This window comes from Phenylobacterium sp. Root1290, assembly GCF_001425305.1.
Taxonomy (GTDB): domain Bacteria; phylum Pseudomonadota; class Alphaproteobacteria; order Caulobacterales; family Caulobacteraceae; genus Phenylobacterium.
The window spans coordinates 1384307-1405277 of the sequence record NZ_LMEE01000001.1 but is presented as its reverse complement, the minus strand read 5'-3'; the positions used below and the strand labels follow the sequence as shown (position 1 = coordinate 1405277).

Here is a 20971-nt window from a genome sequence, read left to right as displayed (position 1 = left end):
TCTGATGCATTTTCCCCGGCTTCCAGACTGGCTGGTCTATCTGGCGGTGGTGCTGGCGCTGCTGATCGCGGCCGTCGGCCGTCAGGAGCGCGCCGACGCGCCGCCGCCGCCGCCGCCGGTGGCTGGCGGCGAGGGCCTGCCGCTGGGGCCCGCCTCGCCGTTCGACCCGCAGGTGGTGGTCGATGTGCCGGGCAAGGCCGAGCCGGGCGTCGGGACGGCCTTCTCGGTCTCCGACAGCGGCATCTGGATCACCGCCCGGCACGTGGTCGACGGCTGCACCCAGACGGCCATCGTGGTGGCCGAGGGGCGCGGGGTCGAGGCCAGGGTGCACATCGATCCGCGCGGCGAAGCGGCGATCCTGACCACCGAGGGCGGTGCGCCGCCGCTGCCGCTGGGCCTGGACCGGGAGCTGCGTCGCGGCGACCGGGCGTTCCATCCGGGCTACCCGCAAGGCGAGCCGGGGGAGGCGACCTCGCGCCTGCTGGGCCGCGAGAACCTGGAGGTGCGCGGCCGCGGCGCGCGCACCGAGCCGGTGCTGGTCTGGGCCGAGACCGGCCGCACCGACGGGCTGGAAGGCACGCTGGCGGGGCTGTCGGGCTCGCCGGTGCTGGATCGCGCCGGGCGGGTGATCGGGGTCACGGTGGCGGAGTCGCCGCGCCGGGGCCGGATCTACACCACCTCGCCCGAGACGGTGCTGGCGGCCCTGGCCGCGACCCACCAGCGGCCCGACAAGTTCGCGGTCGGCGAGCCGATCACCACCGACAACTACGGCCGCGTGGCCGACACCCTGCGCCGCGACCTGCGCATCGCCCAGGTGATCTGTCTGCGGACGTCCTAGACGTCCGAGACGTCCTTGGGCTGCGGGCTCAGGCGGGCGACCATGAAGGCCAGCACGATGCCGATCAGGCCGAGCAGGGCCGAGTAGATGAAGAAGGTCACGTAGCCCGATCCGAGCGCCGCCGGGGTGACGCCGGATTTCTCCATGGCGTTGGCGAAGGTTTCCGGCGGCAGGCCGAAGAACAGCGGCTTGAAGGCGGCGAAGATGCCGCCGGCGTCGGCGCTGGCGGCGGCGCCCTCGACGATCCGGCCCGACTGCGAGGCGACCAGCTTGCCGAGCAGGGCGTAGAGCGAGGAGAACAGCGCGTACTGGGTGGCGGTGAAGCCCTGGCCGGTCAGGCTGGACATGTAGGCGATCAGGCAGGTGCCGGCGAAGCCGGAGGCGATGTTGTCGACGCCGATGGCGACGCTGAGCGCCCAGAGCTCGGGTCCCTGGGCGGCGAGCCAGGCGAAGACCAGGTTCGAGATCGGCCCGGCGAAGGCGCCGACCACCATCGAGCGGATCAGCCCGAAGCGGGCGATGGAAAAGCCGCCCAGACCCACGCCGAGCACCGACATCACCACGCCCAGCACCTTGCGGACCTCGGCGATCTCGATCTTGCTGAACCCCATGTCGAGGTAGAACGGGTTCATGATGTTGAGCACGAAGTCGCTCAGCCGGTAGACGCAGATCAGCGCCAGGATCAGGCCCGCCGCCTGGCCGTAGCGGGCGAAGAAGTTGGCCAGCGGCGCGCCGAGGGCGACGCTGAGATAGCGGCCGGGACGGGTCTTCAGACCCGGGGCCGGGCGGGCGGCGAAGAAGATCACCAGCGCGCCGAGCCCGACGCCGCCGACCTGGGCGAAGACGCCCCAGGGCTTGGCTTCCCAGAGCGCGGTGACCTGGGCGGCCGCGCCGGGCAGGCCGAGCCGCTCGAAGGCGGCGGCCAGGATCGCGGCGTTGCCGGCCAGGCCCGAGCCCAGCACCACCCCGCCCAGCACGAACAGCAGCAGCCGCACGGCCCATTCGACGCCGTCGCGGGCCGGGGCCGGCGGGATGTCGCCGGTGTCGATCGCCCGGATCTCGTGCTGCGCCTCACGCGGGGCGCCGAGCACCCCGAGCACGCCGATCAGCATGAGCAGGGCCATGATCGCGTACGAGGTGTTCCAGCCGGCGTATTCCGACAGCGCCAGCGGCAGCACGCCGGCGACGATCATCGCGATGCGGTAGCCCCACTGATAGGCGGCGGCCATCGCGCCCTGCTTCTCGGTGACGGCGGCCTCGATCCGCCAGGCGTCGATGACGATATCCTGGGTCGCGGAGACGAAGCCGACCAGGACGGCGAACAGCGCCATCATGCCCAGGCTGGTGACCGGATCGGTGCCGGCGATGAGCCACAGGCCCAGCATGATCAGCCCCTGGCAGAGCAGCATCCAGGAGCGGCGGTGGCCGAGCCATTTGGTGACGACGGGGACCTTGGCGCGGTCGACCAGCGGCGCCCACAGGAACTTCAGCGAATAGGCGAGGGTCGCCAGGCCGAAGAAGGCGATGACCTCCAGCGACAGGCCCGCGTCGCGCAGCCAGGCCGACAGGGTGTCGAAGATCAGCAGGTTGGGCAGGCCCGAGGCGAAGCCCAGCGAGAGCATGACCAGGGAGCGGCGCTCGAGATAGACGGCCAGGGCCTGGAGCGTGCCGGGCTTCTTGCCGGCCTCGGCGGCCTGCGTCTGGTCGGTCATGAATGGCTTCCCCGGAACGACGCCAGGGCGGCCCCCGGCGTCAGCCGACCTTGGCGTGGTCCGCCTTGTCCGTCCAGTCGGGGGCGGCCGTCCAGCGGCCAAGCGCCGCGCGCAGGGCGTCGGGCGTCAGCGGCTTGACCAGGAAGTCGTCCATGCCCGCGGCGAGGCAGGCGTGGCGGTCTTCCTCGAAGGCGTTGGCGGTCAGGGCGACGACCGGGGTGCGCACGCCAAGGCTGCGCACGCGGCGCGTGGCCTCCAGGCCCGACATGCCGGGCATCCGCATGTCCATGAGAATCAGGTCGTAGCCGCCGACGGTGAGGGCGGCGAGCGCCTCCTCGCCGCCGCCGGCCTGGTCGACTCGGCAGCCTTCGCGGGTCAGCAGGGTGCGGGCCAGCAGGGCGTTGATGGGGTTGTCCTCGACCAGCAGGATGCGGGCGCCGGGCGCGGCGGCCGGGGCGATGCGGTCGTCCTCAACCGCACGGGCCGGATCGTCGCGGCGCGCGGCGAGCACGCGTTCGGCCAGCGAGGCGCGGCGCAGCGGCTTGATCAGGTAGCCGGCGAAGCCCGCGGCGCGGTGCTCGGCGATGTGGCCGCGCTCCTCGGGCGTCAGCATGACCAGCAGCGAGCGCTTGGCCGGCGGCTGGTCCGGGGCCAGGGCGCGGTCGATCAGCACGACGTCGGCGGGCTTGGTGGCGGCCAGCGCCGCCTCCAGGCCGGCCGCGACCAGGGCCTTGCCGCCGGAGGCCTCGATCTGACGGCGGGCGGCCTCGGCGACGATGCGGTTGGCGCTGACGATCGCCACGGTGCGGCGGCCAAGCGGGCGCTCGGCGCGGGCGGGCTGGCGTTCGAACGGCGCCTCGAACCAGAAGGCGGCGCCGCCGATGCCGGCGGTTTCGACCCCGACTTCGCCGTCCATGGCGCCGGCGAGCTTGCGGGCGATGGCCAGGCCAAGGCCCGCGCCGCCCAACTGCACGTCGCGCAGCGGATCGGCCTGTTCGAAGGCCTCGAAGATGGTCTCGCGCGCGGCCTGGCTGACGCCGGGGCCGGAGTCCTCGACGGTGAAGCGCAGGCCGTCGGCGGTCTCGGCGACGCTGACCAGCACGCCGCCCTCGCTGGTGAACTTCACGGCGTTGCCGGCGAAGTTGAGCAGGATCTGGCGCAGCCGCCCCTCGTCGGCCATCACCCGGCCGATGCCGGCAGGGGCGGTCCAGGCGATCTCCAGGCCCTTTTCCTGGGCGCGGGGGGAGAGCAGCTCGCAGACCGAGCGCAGCAGGCTCTCGACCTCGAAATTGGTGGGGTGGAGCTCGATCTTGTCGGCGCCGAGCCGCGCGAAGTCGAGCACGTCGTTGACCAGGCCCAGCAGATGCTCGCCGGACTCGCGCAGCGCCGACACATAGGCGCGCTGTTCATCGGTCAGGCCGGTGCCCTCCAGGAGGCGGGCCATGCCAAGCACGCCGTTCAGAGGCGTGCGGAACTCATGGCTGAGCGAGGCGAGTTGCTCGGCGCTGACGCGGGCTTCACGGGATTGATCATAGGTCATCGACCCAGGGTTTACCGTGCCGGGCTTAACGGGCGGTCAAACGCGACCCTTGAATCGGGCGCATTTCTTCGCCGGTCAATGCTTCAGAGGGCGGCCATTTCCTGGGCCAGGGTGACCAGGGCGGCGCGGGCCGAGGCGTGCGGGATCGCGGCGAACGCTTCCAGCAGTTCGACCGCGCCGGTCAGGGCCAGGGCCTGGATGACTTCGTCGGCCGCATCGGAAAGGCCGCCTTCCTCGCCGACCAGCCAGCCGACGGTGGTGTCGAGGGCCGAGGCGATGGCGACCAGCATAGATCCCGACACGCGGTTGGCGCCGCGCTCGTACTTCTGAATCTGCTGGAATGACACGCCAACCCGTTCGGACAGCACACCTTGGCTGATGCCGAGCGACTTGCGGCGCAGTCGCATGCGGGCGCCGATGGCGACATCGACGGGGTCGGGTCCAATGGCGTCGTCGAGGGGCATTTTGTCCTCCCCATTCGCTTAGGATATTCTATCGCGGCGTTAAGCCTGCCGCACCATAACAAGTAGACGGCCGGTAACGCGAGTCGCTAACGTATTCGTCCTATGCGCGCACCGCCTGAGACCGTTCTGGACCCCGTTGAACTCCTGACTCCTCGGGAGCGCGATTGCCTGCGTCTGGTCGACCGGCACCTGAGTTCAAAGCAGATCGCGCGCGAGCTGGGGATGTCCAAGGCCTCGGTCGACACCTATTGCGACCGCGCCCGCCGCAAGCTGGGGGTCGGGGACCGCTACGCCGCCGCCCGCGCCCTGGCCGACCACGAAATCGTTGTCCCGATCGGATCGGGACACGATGCAATCAGGACAGACGCCGACGTCTTCCCATGGGCTGATGAAGCCCAGCAAGGAGACAGGGCTGATGGGCGACTGGTTGCGAGAACTGGCGGACGCCAGGGTGTCGGTGGTGGATCTGCATCCCGATCGCGAGACGACGAACCGCCGGGCGGCGGTTGGCCGGGCGATGCGGGTGCGGGACGAAGTGGCGGAATTCGAGCGCCGCTGGCCGGCGCCGCCGAGCCACGAAGCCAACGTGCCGACCTTTACCTGGAGCCAGCTGGAACGTCAGCTCGCGGACCTGGCGGATTCGCCGATGAAGGCGGCCATGGCGCGCGACCTGATGTCTGGTTTGCGCAAGATGTCTCAGTTCAAGCCGCCGGAAATGGTGCTGCGGGAAATCCTCTGCACCAGCTGGGCGCTGTTGGACGAGGGCTTCCAGCCGGAACTGGACTCGGACTTCCGGCCCGAAGCCTAGGGCCGCTTGTCCGGCTGGGGCTGGTCGGCGTGATCGCGATCGTCGCCGCCCTGGCGTTCGGGGCGCTGCTCGCCGGCCTGCACGCGCTCCAGAGCTTAATTTAATCCTAATTCCAAACGGGGCTTTAGCCCTGTTCCCCGAAATCTGAACACGCACAGAAGGCGTCGGCGTTCGGCCGCGCGCCAGGAGATCTCTCATGCTCAAGCAACGTCGTATGATCGCCGATCAAGTCGCGGCGAGTTTGTTCGAAGCCGAAGCCGCCATCGACGCCGCCCTGGCGAAGACGGCCGGCCTGGCGGGTGTGATGCCGAGTTTGCGTACCGACGCGGGCCTGTCGGCCCTGGTTGGCCAAGGCGCCGTGGAACGGGCCAGCGAGGCGATCGCCCTGCTCGCCCAGGCTCGCCGCGCGATCTGTGAGACCCACAAGGAACTGGACGCGGCCAAGACCCAGATCGGTCTGGGCGCGGTGATGTACGGCGGGATGGAGAAGCCTCCCGAGGCCTCGGCCCGCGTGCGCCAGATCATGCGGGTGGCCCCGGCCGCCTGACACCCGATCCGGGGCGTCCGGAAGTTGCATCCTGCGGCGTAAGCCTCAGTATGGGGGTCCTCAGCCTTGAGGGCCCCTTTTTCGTGCTCAGCTCATTGCCCGAACAGATCTGGGCCATCGCCATGCTGGCCGTCTCGACCTACGCCTGGTGGCGTGGGGGCTGGGTGGAGCGCGTGGTGGCGGTGACCAACGTCATCGCCTGGCTGGCGACCATCGCCCTGCAGAACCGCACGAACTGGGTCGATCCGCAGTGGAGCGTGTTCGCGGTGGACGTGGTCTTCCTGGGCGTCCTGCTCGGCCTCGTCGTCCGCTCCGATCGGACCTGGATCCTGCCGGCGGCCGCGTTCCAGCTGCTGCTGGTGATCACCCATGCGGCGATCATCGTCGACGAGGGCGTGCGGGCCAGGGCCTACATCACCGCCCTGATCCTCTGGAGCTATCTGGTGCTGATCAGCCTGGCGGTGGGGGCGCACATGCAGGCCCGGCTTATCGCGCGACCAGCACGCTGACGCCCGCCTCGCGGACGATCCGCTCGGCGTTCGAACCCAGCAGGCGCGAGGCGGCGCTGGGCTGGTGGGCGCCGATGATGATCAGGTCCGCCTCCGCGGCCTTGGCCTCGGCCAGCACCTCGCCGGCGACGGGGCCGACCCGCACCCGGATCGTCACAGGCCATGTCGTGTCGGTGAGGGTATCTGCCCACTTCAGCAGCTCGGCCTCGTGCAGGGCCTGTTCGTCGGCGTCGAAGGTCTTGGGCAGGTAGGTGTTGTAGCGCGACGAGCGCGGCGTACGGACATTCAGCAGGGTGATGCGGGCGTCGGACGCCTCGGCGATCTCTCGGGCGCGGAAGAGCTCACGTTCGGTGTTGGTCGGGTCCTCGATGTCGACGGTGACCAGGATGTGGGAGTAGCCGGGCATCGGGGGCCTCCGTTGTCGGTGCGGTTGAGACGGGGCGGCGCCCACGCCGCCGTTGGGCGCGTTCGCGCAGCAGCAGGTCCCAGGGCGCGGCGCCGGGCTGCGCCGCGGCCGGGTCATCGCCGCGCGTGCGCCGGTCCGCGAGCATTCGGCTGATCATGGTGCGGCGGTCGAGCTCGCCTTCCTCCCGAACCAGGGTCATGCGGTGCAGGGCGTAGAGGCCGAGCAAGGCCGAGATCAGGAAGTAGAAGTCCCAATGGTGGATGGCGAATTGCATGGCCGCGTCGTAGTGCGGGCCTTCCCACTGCAGGGCCAGGGCCAGGGCGCGCTGGGCGAAGGCGTCGGCGGTGAGGCCGCCGAGGATCGAGGCCACGCCCGCCGCCGCCGCAGAGATCAACCCGTTGGTGGCGAGGAACGAGGCCGCCGCGCCAGGCGGGGACAGCTTCTGCGTGATTCCGTTGGAGGCCAGGGCGACGCCTGCCGACGCCACCCCCATCACCAGGGCGACCAGAAGCACATAGATCCCGGCCAGGGTGCGGGGCTGAATCTGCGAGGCGACCACCAGGGCGGCGATGCAGCCGACGAACAGCGGCGCGGCGACGTTGAGCACCGACTTGTTGCCGAAGCGGTCGGCCAGCGCGCCCCAACGGTGCATTGACAACATGTTGGCGAATTGGCTGACCAGGTTGACGACCATGACGAAGGTCATGCTGAAGCCGAGCTGGCTGAGCAGGAAGACGGTCAGGAAGGGCCGGGCCAGATTCACGGCGAACTGCCAGCTGGCCAGGAAGGCGATCAGCCGCCGGTAGTTGGGATGGCGCAGCGGCTCGCCCAGCAGCGGCAGCAGACGGGCCGGCTGCGGGGGCGGCGGGGGCATCGGCGGCTCCGGCGCCCGCGACAGGCACCAGGCGCTGGCGAGCTGGGCCAGGAAGGCCAGTGCGAACAGTCCGGCGAACACCGCCGCGCGGCCGGCGTCGCCCTCTGGAACCCGGTCGAGGACCCAGGCGGCGAACAGGCCCGAGACCACGGCGACCCCAGACGAAAGGCTGGAGCGGCGGCCATTGAAGCGCCCGCGGACATCGTCGGAGACCGCATCGCGCACCCAGGCGTTCCAGGCGCAGCCGCCGATCGCCCCGGCGCCGGTGTAGAGCGCGACGGCGAGGATCAGCCCGGTCTGGGCCGAGCCGCCCGGTGCGGCGAAGGCGAGGCCCGCCATCATGGCCGGCGCGATCGCCGAGACCAGGGAGGTGAGCACGGTGATGGCCCGCCGGCGGCGCCAACGCTCGATGAGGATCACCCCGGGTCCCTGCAGCAGCTGCGCCCAGAATCCGACCGCCGCCAGCGTGCCGATCAGGGCGTTGTTGGCCCCAAGCTGCAGGGCGAAGGCGGTGAGCAACACGCCGGTGACCACCTTGTCGCAGGTGGTGGAGAACACGACTTCGACGGTCAGAACCCTGGCCGCGCGGGCGCGCTGGGCCTCGTCGAAGGCGGGGTCTTGGCCGAGCGGCATGTCCAGCTCCTCCCCGGCGGGGCGGCGGGCCGGAGAGGTCCAAGTATCGGGCCCTCGCCTGGGGGCGCCATCGGGGAAATTGCGGAGGTCGGCGGTCAGGTCGCCCTGATGGCTCAGGCCCTGATGAAGTCCGCGCTCACGGCGGCGCGGCGGTAGATCAGGGCCTCGGCGACGTGGGCGCGGCGCACGGGGCCGGCGCCCTCCAGGTCGGCGATGGTCCGGGCCAGGCGCAGCGTCCGGGTCCAGCCGCGGGCGGTCAGGCCGCCGGCCTCGGCGGCCTTGGCCAGCAGGGCGCGGGCGGCGGGGTCGAGGTCGGCGATCTTCTCAAGGAAGTCCCCCTCGGCCTGGGCGTTGAGCCGCGCGCCTTCGCCGCCGGCGCGGTCGGCCTGCAGCGCTCTCGCCTCGGCCACGCGGGCGGCGGCTTCGCGCGTGCCCTCGGCGGGAGCGGGGAGGGACAGATCGGCGGCGGTGACCGGCGGCACGTCCACCTGCAGGTCGATGCGGTCCATGAACGGCCCGGAGACCTTCATCTGGTAGTCGGTCTGGCAGCGCGGGGCGCGCCCGCAGGCGCCGCGCCCGGCCCCGCCCAGGCCGCACTTGCAGGGGTTCTGGGCGGCGATCAGCTGGAAGCGGGCCGGGTAGCGGACATGGGCATTGGCGCGCGCGACCACGACCTCGCCGGTCTCCAGCGGCTGGCGCAGCGAGTCCAGCGCTTGGGCCGAGAACTCGGGCAGCTCGTCGAGGAACAGCACGCCGTTGTGGGCCAGCGACACCTCGCCCGGCTTGACCCGCAGGCCGCCGCCGGTGAGCGCGGCCATGCTGGCCGAGTGGTGCGGCGTGCGGAACGGGCGGGCGCGGGTCAGCTCGCCCTTGGCGATCAGACCGGCCACCGAATGGACCATCGAGGTCTCCAGCAGCTCGGCCGGCGACAGCGGCGGCAGCAGGCCCGGCAGGCGCGCAGCCATCATCGACTTGCCCGAGCCGGGCGGCCCGGAGAACAGCAGGTTGTGACCGCCAGCGGCGGCGATCTCCAGGGCGCGCTTGGCGTTTTCCTGGCCCTTCACGTCGCGCAGATCGGGAACGCGCTCGCCCTCGACCATGGCGCCCGGCTTGGGCGGCGAGAGGATCTGCGTGCCGCGGAAGTGATTGACGATGGCGACCAGCGACGGGGCGGCCAGCACCCGGGTGTCGCCGGCCCAGGCCGCCTCGGCGCCCGAGGCCTCGGGGCAGATCAGGCCAAGGCCCAGGGCGCCCGCCGCGACCGCCGCCGGCAGGGCGCCGGCCACCGCGACGATGCGGCCGTCCAGCGACAGCTCGCCGATCGCCGCCCATTCGGTCAGGGCGTCGGGCGGCAGCACCCCCATCGAGGCCATCACCGCCAGGGCGATCGGCAGGTCGTAGTGGCTGCCTTCCTTGGGCAGGTCGGCCGGGGCGAGGTTGACGATGATGCGGCGGCTGGGCATCGCCAGGCCCAAGCCGGCGAAGGCGGCGCGCACGCGCTCGCGGCTCTCGGCGACGGCCTTGTCGCCCAGGCCGACCAGCATGAACTTCACCTCGCCGGTGGTCAGCTGGACCTCGACGTCGACTCGACGGGCCTCGACCCCCTGAAAGGCTACGGTCACGACTCGGGAGGCCATGCCAACCCCTAGAAATGGCTCAACTTATCCACAACCCCACCACGCCGCGCGGGTCGGATCAAGAACAAAAAATGAACTTTTCAGGAAAACGAGACGATTCCGCGACTTATGCGTGTCTCTTGGAGTTGCAACCTAAGCCGTTGTACGGGCGGCTTCAATAGCGTCCCACAAAATCGCCGCCGCATTGACGCCGGTGAACCGTTCCAGGGCGCGGGCGCCGGTCGGCGAGGTGACGTTGATCTCGGTGAGATAGTCGCCGATCACGTCGATGCCGACGAACATCAGGCCCCGGCGCTTCAGCTCCGGCCCGATGATGGCGCAGAGCTCGAGGTCGCGGGCGGTGAGCTCGACCGCCTCGGCGCGGCCGCCGACCGCGAGGTTGGAGCGGATCTGGCCGGCGCCAGGCACGCGGTTGATCGCGCCGACCGGCTGGCCGTCGACCAGCAGGATGCGCTTGTCGCCCTTGCTGACCGCGGGGATGAACTTCTGGGCGATCACCGGCTCGCGGCCGATCATGCGGTGCAGGTCGAGCAGGGCGTCGAGATTGGGGTCGTCGGCCAGCAGGCGGGCGACGCCCGAGCCGCCGCCGCCGTACAGCGGCTTCAGCACGATGTCGCCGTGGCGGGCGCGGAAGTCGTAGATCGCCTCGACGTCCGAGGTGATCAGGGTCGGCGGCTGCACGCCAGGGAAGCCGGTGACGTAGAGCTTTTCGGGCGCGTTGCGGACCTCGGTCGGGTTGTTCACGACCAGGGTCTTCGGGTGGATCACGTCGAGGAAGTGGGTCGAGGTGATGTAGGCCATGTCGAAGGGCGGGTCCTGGCGCAGCAGGACGACGTCATAGTCGGCAAGGTTCACCCGTTCCCAGGGGCCGAAGGCGGCGTGGTCGTCCTTGACGTCCTTGACCGTGACCGAGCGGCCGCGGGCGAAGACCTTGCCCTCTTCCAGCGACAGCTTGTCGGGGGTGTAGACGAACAGCGAGTGACCGCGGGCCTGGGCCGTCAGCATCATCAGGAAGGTCGTATCGCCTTCGATCTTGATGGCCTCGAGCGGGTCCATCTGGACGGCGACCTTCAACGACATGGGTAGCTCCTCAACGGTCAAGGCGTCTGAGATAGGCCGCGAGGGCGCGGAGCGCCACCCAGAAGCGCTGCAACGCCTGTCAGTTCAGGCGCAAGCGCACGCGTTCGCGCTGGGCGCGGGCGGCGAGGGCCGCGCCGCCGTCGAGGGTGCTGGCGTGGGCCAGGGCCTGCAGCGCGCCGGCCAGGGCGCCCTGGCCTTCGCGGGCGGCGGCGACGTCGAGCCAGGGCCGGTGGTCGAGCGGATCGAGCAGGGCGCGGCGCAGGGCGGCGCGCTCGGCGCGGCCGAAGTCGCCGGCGGCGGTGGCGCGGGCGAAGACGTTGTTCTGCAGCCGGATCAGCACGGCGCGGTCGGGCGCGGGGGCCATCAGCCGGTCGAGCCGGTCGGCGACGTTGGGGGTCAGGCCGGCGTGCAGCGCCCTGCGGGTCAGCTCGGAGGGCAGCACCACGCGGCCCTCGCTGAACGGGTCCAAGGCCAGCGGGCCCTCGGCGGTCTCGATGCGCAGCAGGAAGTGGCCGGGGAAGTCGACGCCCTGGACCGTCAGGCCGCACTTGCGGGCGACGTGCAGGTAGAAGACGCCGAGCGCCACGGGCAGGCCGCGGCGCCGCTCGGCCACCGCCACGACGCAGGCGTTGTCGGGATGGTCGTAGGTCATCAGGTCGCCGCTGAGGCCCAGGTCGCCGGCCAGGGTTTCGGCCAGGGCTTCCTCGGGGCTTTCCGTGCGCAGCCGGGCGGACAGCCGCTCGACGCCGAGCTTGGCGAGTTCGAGCGCCGGACGCGGATCGCGGGCCGGATCCTCGTGCACCGCGCAGGCGACCGCGGCCTCCAGCAGCGGGAAGCTCTCGTCCGGCGCCTGTCCGGCGTCGCGCAGTACGTTTTCGGCGTCCTCTTGGGTCATCGCGCCTAGGTTTATGCGCCTTTCCAGGCGTCGGGACTGTGAACCGGCAGCCGGCCCGGAGCTATAGCCACCAGATCGAGCCGAACGGCCAGGTTTTGCAAGCTGGGCCGGCGTGCGGCGATTGCGCGCCCTGCCCGGCGCAGCCGTTCGCGCTGGTCCTGGGAGACCGCTTCCAGGGCGGCCTCGAGCGTGGTGCGCTGCTTGACCTCGACCACCGCCAACACCTGCCCACGCTGGGCCAGCAGGTCGATCTCGCCCTGCGGCGTACGCAGCCGGAAGCCCAGGATGCGGTAGCCCTTGGCCATCAGCCAGAGCGCCGCCCAGGCCTCGGCCCGGCGTCCGGCGGTCCTGGCCGCGGCCCCGCGCGCCTGGCGGACCCGGTTCACTTCTGCTTGAGCTCCATGGCCCGGCGGTAGAGATCGCGGCGCGGCAGGCCCAGCGCCTTGGCGACCTCGGCCGCGGCGTCGGCGGGCTTCAGGCGGGTCAGGGCGTCGGCCAGGGCGGCGTCGGCGTCGGCGGCGGTGGCCGCCTCCTCGCGGCCGGGGCCGACCAGGATGACCAGCTCGCCCTTGGGAAAGTCCATCTTCGGATCGGCGGCCAGCTGGTCCAGCGGCACGCGGGTCACGGTCTCGTAAAACTTGGTCAGTTCGCGGGCGACGGCGGCCTCGCGCGGTCCGAAGACGGCGGCCATGTCGGCGAGGCTGGAGGCCAGACGCGAGCCGCCCTCGAAGAACACCAGGGTCGCGCGGATGCCGGCCAGTTCCTCGAAGAAGGCCCTGCGCGCGGCGCTCTTGGGCGGCGGGAAGCCGGCGAACAGGAAGCGGTCGGTGGGCAGGCCGGCGACCGCCAGCCCGGCCAGGAGCGCCGAGGCGCCGGGGATCGGATAGACCGGCGAGCCCTGGGCGATGGCCTCGCGCACCAGCCGAAAGCCGGGATCGGAGACCAGCGGGGTGCCGGCGTCGGATATCTGGGCGACGCGGCCGCCTTGCGCCAGCAGCGCCAGGGCCTTGGGGCCGCTGCGCTCGGCCGAATGCTCGTCATAGCGCTCGACCTTCTTGGACAGGCCGTAGGCGCTCAGCAGCTTGGCGGCGACCCGGGTGTCCTCGGCCAGGACCAGATCGCAGCCCGAGAGGACGTCCAGCGCGCGCAGGGTGATGTCGCGCAGGTTCCCGATCGGCGTGGCGACCACATAGAGCCCAGGATCGAGCGGGGCTTCGGAGAGGGCCGGCGGGGGAGGGTGACGCGACATGGGGCAAGGCTTCGCCGGTTATGGCTCAGGTCGCAAGCCTGGAGGTGACATGGTCGAGCAGCAGGCGGCCCTCGGGCGTCGCGCGCAGGCGGGCGCGATCTGGGGCGATCAGGCCGGCGGCGACGAGATCGGCGACCTTCGGATGGTCGGGCGTCAGGCCGAGCGCGGCGACGTCGGCGAAGGCCAGGCCCTGGGTGATCCGCAGGCCGGCCAGCAGGCGCTCCTCGGCCGCCTCGACGGCGCTCAGGGTCTCGCGCGTGGCGACGCCGTCGCCGGCCTCGATGGCGGCGATGTAGGCGGCGGGCCTGGCGTGGGCGAAGGTGGCGGTGCGGGCGCCGTCCAGCGTCAGGCGGCCGTGGGCGCCGGGGCCGACGCCGACATAGTCCTCGCCGGTCCAGTAGACGAGATTGTGCCGCGAGCGGGCGGCGTCGCCATGGGCATGGTTGGAGACCTCGTAGGCCTCGAAGCCGGCCGCCTCCAGGGTCGCCTGGGTGGTCTCGTAGAGCTGGGCCGCGGTCTCGTCGCCGGGCGGGACCAGGCGTCCGCGGCGCACGGCGCGGTCGAAGGCGGTGCCGGCCTCGATGGTCAGCTGGTAGGGCGAGACATGCTCCGCGCCGAGGTCCAGCGCCTGGCGCAGTTCGTCTCGCCAGGCGTCCGGGGTCTGGCCTGGCCGGGCGTAGATCATGTCGACGGACAGCCGCGGGAAGGTCGCGGAGGCGACCTCGGCGGCGCGGCGGGCCTCGGCGGCGTCGTGGTTGCGGCCGAGCAACTTCAGGCTGGCGTCGTCCAGCGCCTGCAGGCCGAGCGACAGGCGGTTTACTCCGGCCTGCGCGAAGGCGGCGAAGCGGTCCGTCTCGGCGTCGGTGGGATTGGCCTCCAGCGTCACCTCGACCTGCGCGGCCGGCGTCCAGAGCCGCCGGGCCAGCGCGATCAGGTCGGCGGCCCAGGCCGGGTCCATCAGCGAGGGCGTGCCGCCGCCGAAGAAGATCGAGACCAGCTCGCGTTCGCCCGTCTGGGCGCGCTGCGCCTCCAGGTCGGCGGCGATGGCGCGGGCGAGGGCGGTCTGTTCCTGGTCGCGGCCCCGTGCGCGGTAGACGTTGAAGTCGCAGTAGGGGCAGATCTTCGCGCAGTAGGGCCAGTGGATGTAGAGGCCCAGGGCGGTGGTCAAAGCAGCGCGGCCTTCAGCTTGGCGAAGGCCAGGGCGCGATGGCTGATCTGGTCCTTTTCGTCCGGATCCATCTCGCCGAAGGTGATGTCGGCGCCCAGCGCCTGGAAGATCGGGTCGTAGCCGTGACCGCGGTCGCCACGGCCGGGGAACACCAGGGTCCCGTCGACGCGGCCCTCGACCACCACCGCCGGGCCGCCCGGCCAGGCGACGGCCAGGGCGCAGGTGAACCAGGCCGAGAAGTCGTCGGCGCCGGCTTCCTCCAGCCGCTGCTCGACCTTTTTCATGGCTCCCACAAAGTCCTTCTCAGGGCCGCCCCAGCGGGCCGAGAAAATGCCGGGCGCGCCGTCCAGGGCGGCGACCGACAGGCCGCTGTCGTCGGCCAGGGCGATCAGGCCGCTGGCCTCGGCGGCGGCGCGCGCCTTCAGCAGGGCGTTGCCGACGAAGGTGCTTTCGGTCTCGTCCGGTTCGCCCAGGCCAAGCTCGCCGGCGGTGACCAGTTCGAAGCGGTTGTCGAGGATCGCGGCCAGCTCACGGGCCTTGCCGGGATTGTGGGTGGCGACCACCAGCTTGGCGCCGGGTTCGAGCTTGAGGGCCATGGACATCTACCTGGGTGCGACGGGCGGCGGACCATAGGCCAGGGCCGTTCATGTTGCATTGCAAAAGTTTAATATCGTTTTTCGATGTTTCGATTGCTGGGAAAACGCCGTTTGGCTATTGAAAGCCAAGCTTCGCAGCACCAATTGCTGCGGTGCAACATAAGAAAAAAGGAACTGTCTCCATGTTTGTGTCCATGATGAACCACCTCGACCGCACGCTGATGATCGCCGCGGTGCTGATGGCCGCCCTGCCGATCGCCGCCTTGGTGACGGGCGGGGCTTTCGCCTAAGCTCTCGTCGCTGCGAGAGGACGGAGAACGGCGATGCGCGCCCTAGGGCCCGGCTCGGTATCGAGCTTTCTGAAGATCATCCTCGACGTGGTGTTCTTCGCCCTGTGGATCGGCATCGGCGCGGTCTGCCTGATGATGCTGGCCGCCGTCCTCTTCAGCTTCAATCCCGAGCTGATCGAGAACATGTCGATCCGGACCGGCGGCGGGACCCAGATCGACGCCGGCGGCCCGGTGCTGCTGGGCGGCCTGGCCGCAGCCGGTCTCTATCTCGCCGGCGTGCTGGTGATCGTCGAGCGCCTGCGCCGGATCTTCTCCACCCTGACCGCGGGCGACCCCTTCCACCCTGAGAACGTCCGGCGTCTGCGGGTGATCGGCCTGGTGCTCGCCGGCCTGGAAATCGGCCGCTATGTGATCTACGGGCTGGGCGCCTGGGCGCTCCCCGACGCGGCGATCTCGCAGCCGGAATTCAGCCCGACCGCCTGGTTCTCGGTGCTGGTCGTGTTCGTGCTGGCCGAGGTGTTCCGCGAGGGCGCGCGCCTGCGTCGTGAAGCCGAGCTGACGATCTAAGCCATGCCCGATCCTTTGAAAGTCTCGTGCATGGCTAGTCATTTCGGGTCGCGCTCCCGGACGGCGAACCGGTTCCCACTTCGCCTGGGAGCGTTCTGATGCCCATCCGCGTGAACCTCGACCGAGTCCTGCTGCAGCGGCGGATGTCGCTGACCGAGCTGGCCGACCGCGTGGGCGTGACCATCGCCAACCTCTCGATCCTGAAGACCGGCAAGGCGCGTGCGGTGCGCTTCTCGACCCTGTCGGCGCTGTGCCGCGAGCTCGACTGCCAGCCCGGCGATCTGCTGATCTACGAGCCGGGGCCCGACGACGTGGGCGACGACGATCTCGACTAGCGCCATGCCGTCGCATCGGCGCCGCGCGATTGGATCAAAGGCCCGTTCGGGCGCTAGTGTGCCCGTTCGCACGACTGAGTAGGAAATTCCGCATGCTGCTGCACCTGTCGACCTGGCAAGAGATCGAAGCCTATCTGCAACGCTCCAAGACGGTGGTCGTGCCGATCGGTTCGAACGAGCAGCACGGCCCGACCGGCCTGCTGGGCACCGATTGGCTGTGCCCGGAGATCATCGCCCACGAGGCGCAGAAGTCGGCCGACCTGCTGATCGCCCCGACCTTCAACATCGGCATGGCCCAGCACCACCTGGGTTTTCCCGGCACCATTTCGCTGCGCCCGACCACCTTCATCGCCGCGATCGGCGACTGGTGCCGCTCGCTGGCCGGTCATGGGTTCGAGAAGATCTATTTTCTCAACGGCCACGGCGGCAACGTCGCCACCATCGAGGCGGCGTTCTCCGAGCTCTACGCCGAGGCCAGCTTCGCCAAGGCCGAGCGCGGCTTCGCCTGCAAGCTCAAGAACTGGTGGGAGCTGAAGGGCGTGAACGCCCTGGCCCAGCGACAATTTCCGGTCGGGCACGGCAGCCATGCGACGCCGTCCGAGATCGCCGTGACCCAGTGGGCTTACCCCGACGCCATCAAGACCGCGAACTATGCGCCGCAGATCGCGCCCACCGGTCCGATCCGCGAGGCCAAGGACTTCCGCGCCCGCTACCCCGACGGCCGCATGGGCTCCGATCCGGGCCTGGCGACGCCGGAAAAGGGCGGCGAGCTGGTGAAGCTGGCCGCCGAGGGCCTGGTCGAGGACGTCGCCGCCTTCGCCGCTGAGACGTTCCCAGCGCGGGGGTAGGCCGGGGACTTTTTCCTCTCCCTTGGGGAGAGGTTAGGTGAGGGGGCTGCGGATCCGCCGGTGAAACGGGCGGGCCGTGTTGCGCTGCTGCGCGCCGCTTCCCCTCACCCTGCCTCTCCCCTGAGGGGAGATGGGTTTCAGCTTAGGCCGTGAGGATCTGGCCGTCGATCACCTGGACCGGCCAGGGTGTGAGCTTCTGGTCGGCGCAGGGGCCGACGACGCAATGGCCGTCGAGCGGGCGGAACAGGGCTGCGTGGCCGCCGCAGAGGATCAGGTCGCCCTCGCGGGTCAGGTAGCGGTCGTCCCAGGCGGCCAGCGGCCAGCCGGCGTGCGGGCAGCTGTCGACATAGCCGCGGATCTGGCCGCCCACCTGCACCACGAAGCCGGCGAACATCTTGCCGTCCTCACGGAAGCGGAAGCCCTTCGAACCGGGATCGGCCAGGTCGGCGAGCGCGCACAGCGCTACGCCGGGCCCCGGCCGGGCCGGATTGTCGGGGCCGTCGCGCATCAGCTGGCGAAGCCGCCGAGCGTCGGCTTGAAGGCGGTGATGTCCACGCGCTGGAACAGGCCGGCCTTGGCGTAGGGGTCGTCGGCCGAGAAGGCGCGAACCTGCTCGATGTCGTCGAATTCCACGATGAGCATCGAGCCGGCCATCTCGCCCGCTTCGTTGAGCATAGGGCCGCCCAGCTTCAGGTGCGCCTTGAAGCCGCTCACATAGGCCAGGTGGGCTTCGCGGTTGGCCAGGCGCAGGTCGAGCGAGGCGGGCTTGTCGAGACAGTGGAGGACGAAGACGGTCACGGGCGTTCCTTCTAGCGTTCGGATCTGATGGGGCGCGACAACAGGCCGGCGATGGCCTCGTCGACCTGGGCTTCCCCGGCCAGGATGGCGGCGACGGCTTCGCAGATCGGGGCCTCGACCTCGAGCTTGCGGGCCAGGGCGACGACGGCCGGCGCCGAGGCGACGCCCTCGGCCACGGAGACCTTGCCCGCCAGGGCCTGCTCCAGCGTCTGGCCGGCGCCCAGCGCCAGGCCGACGCTCATGTTGCGTGACTGCGGCGAGGAGCAGGTGAGCACCAGGTCGCCCAGGCCGCAGAGGCCGGCGACGGTCTCTGCCTGCGCGCCCAGCGCCACGGCCATGCGGGTCATCTCGGCGAAGCCGCGGGTGATCAGGGCGGCGTGGGCGCTGCGGCCCAGGCCCTTGCCCTCGGAAATGCCGCAGGCGATGGCCAGCACGTTCTTCACCGAGCCGCCGATCTCGGCGCCGATCATGTCGGTGGCGAGGTAGGGCCGGAAGGTCGGCAGGCTGAGCGCAGCGGCGATCTGGAAGCCGAGCTCGTCGTCAGGGCAGGCCAGGGTGACGGCGGTGGGCAGGCCCTTGGCCACGTCGATGGCGAAGCTTGGTCCCGACAGCACCGCCGGCGAGGCCTGGGGCAGGCCCTCGTCCAGCACCTCGGTCATCAGCTTCAGCGAGCCCTGCTCGACGCCCTTGGAGCACAGCACCATCGGCACGCCGGCGCGGGCATAGGGCCGGAAGGCGTCGAGGCTGGAGCGGAAGTGCTGGGCCGGCGTGACGTTGAGCACGAAATCGGCGCCGGCCAGGTCGGCGAGGTCGCCGGTCGCCCGCACCGGGGCGTCGAACACCACGCCGGGCAGGAAGGTCTTGTTCTCGCGCGTCTCGTTGACGGCGCTGACCACGTCGGGCTCGCGAGCCCAGAGCGTGGTGTCGAGGCCGGCGCGCGCGCAGACCAGGGCGAGCGCGGTGCCCCAGGCTCCGCCGCCGATGACGCCTGCGGTCTTCATGCCTTGGCTCCCTTGCGGCCGAATGCGTGGGTAGGATTGGCGGCGGCCGCCTCCGGGTCCAGCGGCCAGCGCGGCCGCGCCGGGGCGTCCAGGGGGTCGGAGATGCCCAGGGCCAGGCGCTCGGCCCCGGCCAGGGCGATCATCGCCGCGTTGTCGGTGCAGTAGGCCAGCGGCGGGGCGTCAAACGAGTAGCCGTGCTTTTCTGCGATCTGCTGCAGGGCCGCGCGTACGGCCTTGTTGGCGGCGACCCCGCCGGCGACCACGAAGCGCAGCGGCTGGCCGGGCCGGTCGGCTGCATAGGCGATCATGGCCCGCTCGGTCCGCTCCGACAGCTGGCGGGCGATGGCGCCCTGGACCGCGGCGGCCAGGTCGCGGCGCTGTTCGTCGGTGGTGACGGTGGCGGCGAAGCGGGCGGCGGCGGTCTTCAGGCCCGAGAACGAGAAGTCGAAGCCCTTGCGGCCGAGCAGGGCGCGGGGGAGGTCGTAGGCGCTCGCGTCGCCGCCCTGCGCCATCTTCTCCAGCGCTGGGCCGCCGGGATAGGGCAGGCCCATGGACTTGGCGATCTTGTCGAAGGCCTCGCCGGCCGCGTCGTCGATGGTCGAGCCCAGCCGCTTGCAGGCCCCGACGCCCTCGACGCTGAGCAGCTGGCAGTGGCCGCCGGAGACCAGCAGCAGCAGGAACGGATAGGGGATGTCGGCCGCCAGCCGGGCCGAGACCGCGTGGCCTTCCAGGTGGTTGACCGCGACCAGCGGCAGGCCGCGGGCCAGGGCCACGGCCTTGCCGAACGAGAGGCCGACCATCACCCCGCCGACCAGGCCGGGGCCGGCGGTGGCCGCGACGCCGGTGAGCTCGCCATAGCCGAGACCCGCGGTCTTCATCGCCTCGGCGGCGACGGCGTCGATGGTCTCGACGTGCGAGCGGGCGGCGATTTCGGGCACCACGCCGCCATAGGGCGCGTGCAGGGCGAACTGGGCGCCGATCACCGACGACAGCACCTCGACCTGGCCGCCGGCGTCCAGGCGCACGACCGCCGCGGCGGTCTCGTCGCAGCTGGTTTCCAGGCCAAGGACAGTCAGCGGCTCTGTCAACTAAGGGCTCCCGCCGGTTGCGGCATTCGGTCCGGTCCTATAGGCCGGGTCTTCCTTTGAACCGCCGAGGTAGACTGCGCGTCGTGCCCACGCAACCGCCCGTCCGGATCGGAGCCCGCGGCTCCAAGCTTTCGCTGGCCCAGACCGGCATCGTCCAGCGCCGTATCGCCGCCGCCCTCGGCGCCGACCCGACCAATCCTGCCGAGGTGGAAGCTGTCGCCCAGATCGTGGTGATCACCACCACCGGCGACCGCGTCCAGGACCGCCGGCTGCTGGAGATCGGCGGCAAGGGCATGTTCACCAAGGAGATCGAGGAGGCGCTGCTGAGCGGCGCCATCGACTGCGCGGTGCACTCGATGAAGGACATGCCGGCGCTGCTGCCCGAGGGGCTGTGCATCGCCGCGATCCCCGAGCGCGAAGATCCGCGCGACGCGTTCCTCAGCCACAAGGTGGCGCGGATGGAGGATTTGCCGCAGGGCGCGATCCTCGGCACCGCCTCGCTGCGCCGCCAGGCCCAGGCGCTCAATCGCCGGGCCGACCTGGACGTGCGCATGCTGCGCGGCAATGTCGACACCCGCCTGGCCAAGCTGGCCGCCGGCGACGCCGACGCCATCCTGCTGGCCATGTCTGGGCTCAACCGCCTCGGCCTTGGCCACCTGCCGCAGAGCCTGCTCGATCCGATCGACTATCCTCCGGCCCCGGGCCAGGGCGCGCTGGCGATCGAGACCCGGGTCAGCGACATCGACAAGCCGTGGCTGGAAGCCATCCGCCACGCGCCGACGGCGGTCGCCGTGGCCGCCGAGCGCGGCGCCCTGATGGCGCTGGAAGGCTCTTGCAAGACCGCGATCGGCGCCTTCGCCCGGCTGGCGAACGGCTCGCTGCACCTGATCGTCGAGGCTTTGTCGGCCGACGGGGTCCACAAGTTCCGGCATGAGGGCTCGGCGGAGCTGTCCTCGGCCGCCGACCCGCAGGAAGCGGCGCGTGCGCTGGGCCTGTCGCTGGGCGAGGCGGTGAAGCGCGAGGGCGGCGAACTGATCCTGCCGCCGGAATAGGCGGCTTTCGCAACGCAGCGGATTGATTCAGGCGCT

At 71.0% G+C, this 20971-nt stretch carries 24 protein-coding genes and 1 pseudogene; 9 read left to right on the top strand and 16 right to left on the bottom strand.

Going from position 1 to position 20971, the window contains the following annotated elements; translation table 11 throughout:
* Nucleotides 1-4 precede the first annotated feature (4 nt).
* Nucleotides 5-838: a serine protease gene (locus ASC79_RS06835; RefSeq protein ID WP_056024299.1), complete on the top strand. Its 834-nt coding sequence runs from the start codon at nucleotides 5-7 to the stop codon at nucleotides 836-838.
* On the opposite strand, the gene ASC79_RS06830 is transcribed toward ASC79_RS06835, so the two are convergent.
* The 3 genes from ASC79_RS06830 to ASC79_RS06820 form a co-directional block, all read right to left on the bottom strand.
* The gene (locus ASC79_RS06830) at nucleotides 835-2550 is read right to left on the bottom strand and encodes an MFS transporter (protein ID WP_056024305.1); all 1716 of its coding nucleotides are present in this window, start codon (nucleotides 2548-2550) and stop codon (nucleotides 835-837) included. The genes ASC79_RS06835 and ASC79_RS06830 overlap by 4 nt on opposite strands.
* Before the next feature lie 40 nt (nucleotides 2551-2590).
* Nucleotides 2591-4090 (bottom strand): response regulator, encoded by a 1500-nt coding sequence (locus ASC79_RS06825; RefSeq protein ID WP_056024308.1) that lies wholly within the window; start codon nucleotides 4088-4090, stop codon nucleotides 2591-2593.
* An 83-nt stretch (nucleotides 4091-4173) separates the two neighbouring features.
* Nucleotides 4174-4554 (bottom strand): helix-turn-helix domain-containing protein, encoded by a 381-nt coding sequence (locus ASC79_RS06820; RefSeq protein ID WP_056024311.1) that lies wholly within the window; start codon nucleotides 4552-4554, stop codon nucleotides 4174-4176.
* Between the two features lie 102 nt (nucleotides 4555-4656).
* Here ASC79_RS06820 and ASC79_RS21750 point away from each other — a divergent pair.
* The 4 genes and pseudogenes from ASC79_RS21750 to ASC79_RS06805 form a co-directional block, all read left to right on the top strand.
* Nucleotides 4657-4845, top strand: a pseudogene (locus tag ASC79_RS21750) (response regulator transcription factor); the annotation flags it as partial.
* A gap of 124 nt (nucleotides 4846-4969) precedes the next feature.
* Nucleotides 4970-5362, top strand: coding sequence for a hypothetical protein (locus ASC79_RS06815; protein ID WP_235528796.1), 393 nt, complete (start codon nucleotides 4970-4972; stop codon nucleotides 5360-5362).
* A 196-nt stretch (nucleotides 5363-5558) separates the two neighbouring features.
* Nucleotides 5559-5909: a hypothetical protein gene (locus tag ASC79_RS06810; RefSeq protein WP_056024314.1), complete on the top strand. Its 351-nt coding sequence runs from the start codon at nucleotides 5559-5561 to the stop codon at nucleotides 5907-5909.
* A gap of 83 nt (nucleotides 5910-5992) precedes the next feature.
* Complete coding sequence (locus ASC79_RS06805) at nucleotides 5993-6418, top strand: hypothetical protein (protein WP_156378447.1); 426 nt, start codon at nucleotides 5993-5995, stop codon at nucleotides 6416-6418.
* Here ASC79_RS06805 and ASC79_RS06800 read toward each other — a convergent pair.
* The 9 genes from ASC79_RS06800 to rdgB form a co-directional block, all read right to left on the bottom strand.
* The gene (locus ASC79_RS06800; RefSeq protein WP_056024320.1) at nucleotides 6396-6824 is read right to left on the bottom strand and encodes a universal stress protein; all 429 of its coding nucleotides are present in this window, start codon (nucleotides 6822-6824) and stop codon (nucleotides 6396-6398) included. The two genes, ASC79_RS06805 and ASC79_RS06800, sit on opposite strands and share 23 nt — an antisense overlap.
* A complete protein-coding gene (locus ASC79_RS06795) occupies nucleotides 6760-8331 on the bottom strand; it encodes an MFS transporter (protein WP_056024323.1) in 1572 nt (523 codons plus the stop codon). Before ASC79_RS06795 ends, ASC79_RS06800 begins: the two co-directional genes overlap by 65 nt.
* Before the next feature lie 113 nt (nucleotides 8332-8444).
* Nucleotides 8445-9968: a YifB family Mg chelatase-like AAA ATPase gene (locus tag ASC79_RS06790; protein ID WP_056024326.1), complete on the bottom strand. Its 1524-nt coding sequence runs from the start codon at nucleotides 9966-9968 to the stop codon at nucleotides 8445-8447.
* 132 nt (nucleotides 9969-10100) lie between these two features.
* Entirely contained in the window at nucleotides 10101-11048 is a 948-nt protein-coding gene (gene gshB / locus ASC79_RS06785; protein ID WP_056024329.1) for a glutathione synthase, read from the bottom strand.
* Between the two features lie 79 nt (nucleotides 11049-11127).
* Nucleotides 11128-11943, bottom strand: a complete 816-nt coding sequence (locus ASC79_RS06780; protein WP_056024332.1) for a SirB1 family protein — start codon at nucleotides 11941-11943, stop codon at nucleotides 11128-11130.
* An 11-nt stretch (nucleotides 11944-11954) separates the two neighbouring features.
* On the bottom strand, nucleotides 11955-12329 hold the full coding sequence (locus ASC79_RS06775; protein WP_056024335.1) for a YraN family protein: 375 nt from the start codon (nucleotides 12327-12329) through the stop codon (nucleotides 11955-11957).
* On the bottom strand, nucleotides 12326-13192 hold the full coding sequence (rsmI, locus tag ASC79_RS06770) for a 16S rRNA (cytidine(1402)-2'-O)-methyltransferase (protein WP_056024339.1): 867 nt from the start codon (nucleotides 13190-13192) through the stop codon (nucleotides 12326-12328). Before rsmI ends, ASC79_RS06775 begins: the two co-directional genes overlap by 4 nt.
* Before the next feature lie 25 nt (nucleotides 13193-13217).
* Nucleotides 13218-14360 carry a radical SAM family heme chaperone HemW gene (hemW, locus tag ASC79_RS06765; protein ID WP_056024342.1) on the bottom strand — a complete coding sequence of 381 codons (1143 nt, stop codon included), beginning with the start codon at nucleotides 14358-14360 and terminating at the stop codon, nucleotides 13218-13220.
* The gene (gene rdgB / locus ASC79_RS06760) at nucleotides 14357-14956 is read right to left on the bottom strand and encodes an RdgB/HAM1 family non-canonical purine NTP pyrophosphatase (protein ID WP_056025126.1); all 600 of its coding nucleotides are present in this window, start codon (nucleotides 14954-14956) and stop codon (nucleotides 14357-14359) included. Before rdgB ends, hemW begins: the two co-directional genes overlap by 4 nt.
* Nucleotides 14957-15279: 323 nt before the next feature.
* Between rdgB and ASC79_RS06755 the strand changes: the two genes are divergently transcribed.
* From ASC79_RS06755 to ASC79_RS06745, 3 genes are all read left to right on the top strand, one after another.
* Nucleotides 15280-15813: a DUF2975 domain-containing protein gene (locus ASC79_RS06755; RefSeq protein WP_056024345.1), complete on the top strand. Its 534-nt coding sequence runs from the start codon at nucleotides 15280-15282 to the stop codon at nucleotides 15811-15813.
* A 98-nt stretch (nucleotides 15814-15911) separates the two neighbouring features.
* Nucleotides 15912-16148: a helix-turn-helix transcriptional regulator gene (locus ASC79_RS06750; RefSeq protein ID WP_056024348.1), complete on the top strand. Its 237-nt coding sequence runs from the start codon at nucleotides 15912-15914 to the stop codon at nucleotides 16146-16148.
* A gap of 92 nt (nucleotides 16149-16240) precedes the next feature.
* Nucleotides 16241-16996, top strand: a complete 756-nt coding sequence (locus tag ASC79_RS06745; protein WP_056024351.1) for a creatininase family protein — start codon at nucleotides 16241-16243, stop codon at nucleotides 16994-16996.
* A gap of 142 nt (nucleotides 16997-17138) precedes the next feature.
* Here ASC79_RS06745 and ASC79_RS06740 read toward each other — a convergent pair whose 3' ends face one another.
* Genes ASC79_RS06740 through tsaD form a run of 4 tightly spaced genes read right to left on the bottom strand, consistent with a single transcriptional unit; the run spans nucleotide 17139 to nucleotide 19883 of the window.
* Nucleotides 17139-17504, bottom strand: a complete 366-nt coding sequence (locus ASC79_RS06740; protein ID WP_056024354.1) for a Rieske 2Fe-2S domain-containing protein — start codon at nucleotides 17502-17504, stop codon at nucleotides 17139-17141.
* A complete protein-coding gene (locus ASC79_RS06735) occupies nucleotides 17504-17794 on the bottom strand; it encodes a YciI family protein (protein ID WP_056024357.1) in 291 nt (96 codons plus the stop codon). Before ASC79_RS06735 ends, ASC79_RS06740 begins: the two co-directional genes overlap by 1 nt.
* Before the next feature lie 11 nt (nucleotides 17795-17805).
* Nucleotides 17806-18795 carry an NAD(P)H-dependent glycerol-3-phosphate dehydrogenase gene (locus tag ASC79_RS06730; protein ID WP_056024360.1) on the bottom strand — a complete coding sequence of 330 codons (990 nt, stop codon included), beginning with the start codon at nucleotides 18793-18795 and terminating at the stop codon, nucleotides 17806-17808.
* Nucleotides 18792-19883 carry a tRNA (adenosine(37)-N6)-threonylcarbamoyltransferase complex transferase subunit TsaD gene (gene tsaD / locus ASC79_RS06725; RefSeq protein WP_056024363.1) on the bottom strand — a complete coding sequence of 364 codons (1092 nt, stop codon included), beginning with the start codon at nucleotides 19881-19883 and terminating at the stop codon, nucleotides 18792-18794. The genes ASC79_RS06730 and tsaD overlap by 4 nt, the downstream gene beginning before the upstream one ends.
* Before the next feature lie 83 nt (nucleotides 19884-19966).
* Here tsaD and hemC point away from each other — a divergent pair, with 83 nt between their 5' ends.
* On the top strand, nucleotides 19967-20935 hold the full coding sequence (gene hemC, locus ASC79_RS06720; RefSeq protein WP_056024366.1) for a hydroxymethylbilane synthase: 969 nt from the start codon (nucleotides 19967-19969) through the stop codon (nucleotides 20933-20935).
* The last annotated feature ends 36 nt before the right edge of the window (nucleotides 20936-20971 follow it).

Coding starts and splice junctions, on each gene's coding strand:
- ASC79_RS06835 (WP_056024299.1), top strand. CDS start 5: ATGCATTTTCCCCGGCTTCCAGACTGGCTGGTCTATCTGGCGGTGGTG.
- ASC79_RS06830 (WP_056024305.1), bottom strand. CDS start 2,550: ATGACCGACCAGACGCAGGCCGCCGAGGCCGGCAAGAAGCCCGGCACG.
- ASC79_RS06825 (WP_056024308.1), bottom strand. CDS start 4,090: ATGACCTATGATCAATCCCGTGAAGCCCGCGTCAGCGCCGAGCAACTC.
- ASC79_RS06820 (WP_056024311.1), bottom strand. CDS start 4,554: ATGCCCCTCGACGACGCCATTGGACCCGACCCCGTCGATGTCGCCATC.
- ASC79_RS06815 (WP_235528796.1), top strand. CDS start 4,970: ATGGGCGACTGGTTGCGAGAACTGGCGGACGCCAGGGTGTCGGTGGTG.
- ASC79_RS06810 (WP_056024314.1), top strand. CDS start 5,559: ATGCTCAAGCAACGTCGTATGATCGCCGATCAAGTCGCGGCGAGTTTG.
- ASC79_RS06800 (WP_056024320.1), bottom strand. CDS start 6,824: ATGCCCGGCTACTCCCACATCCTGGTCACCGTCGACATCGAGGACCCG.
- ASC79_RS06795 (WP_056024323.1), bottom strand. CDS start 8,331: ATGCCGCTCGGCCAAGACCCCGCCTTCGACGAGGCCCAGCGCGCCCGC.
- ASC79_RS06790 (WP_056024326.1), bottom strand. CDS start 9,968: ATGGCCTCCCGAGTCGTGACCGTAGCCTTTCAGGGGGTCGAGGCCCGT.
- gshB (WP_056024329.1), bottom strand. CDS start 11,048: ATGTCGTTGAAGGTCGCCGTCCAGATGGACCCGCTCGAGGCCATCAAG.
- ASC79_RS06780 (WP_056024332.1), bottom strand. CDS start 11,943: ATGACCCAAGAGGACGCCGAAAACGTACTGCGCGACGCCGGACAGGCG.
- rsmI (WP_056024339.1), bottom strand. CDS start 13,192: ATGTCGCGTCACCCTCCCCCGCCGGCCCTCTCCGAAGCCCCGCTCGAT.
- rdgB (WP_056025126.1), bottom strand. CDS start 14,956: ATGGCCCTCAAGCTCGAACCCGGCGCCAAGCTGGTGGTCGCCACCCAC.
- ASC79_RS06755 (WP_056024345.1), top strand. CDS start 15,280: ATGCGCGCCCTAGGGCCCGGCTCGGTATCGAGCTTTCTGAAGATCATC.
- ASC79_RS06750 (WP_056024348.1), top strand. CDS start 15,912: ATGCCCATCCGCGTGAACCTCGACCGAGTCCTGCTGCAGCGGCGGATG.
- ASC79_RS06745 (WP_056024351.1), top strand. CDS start 16,241: ATGCTGCTGCACCTGTCGACCTGGCAAGAGATCGAAGCCTATCTGCAA.
- ASC79_RS06740 (WP_056024354.1), bottom strand. CDS start 17,504: ATGCGCGACGGCCCCGACAATCCGGCCCGGCCGGGGCCCGGCGTAGCG.
- ASC79_RS06730 (WP_056024360.1), bottom strand. CDS start 18,795: ATGAAGACCGCAGGCGTCATCGGCGGCGGAGCCTGGGGCACCGCGCTC.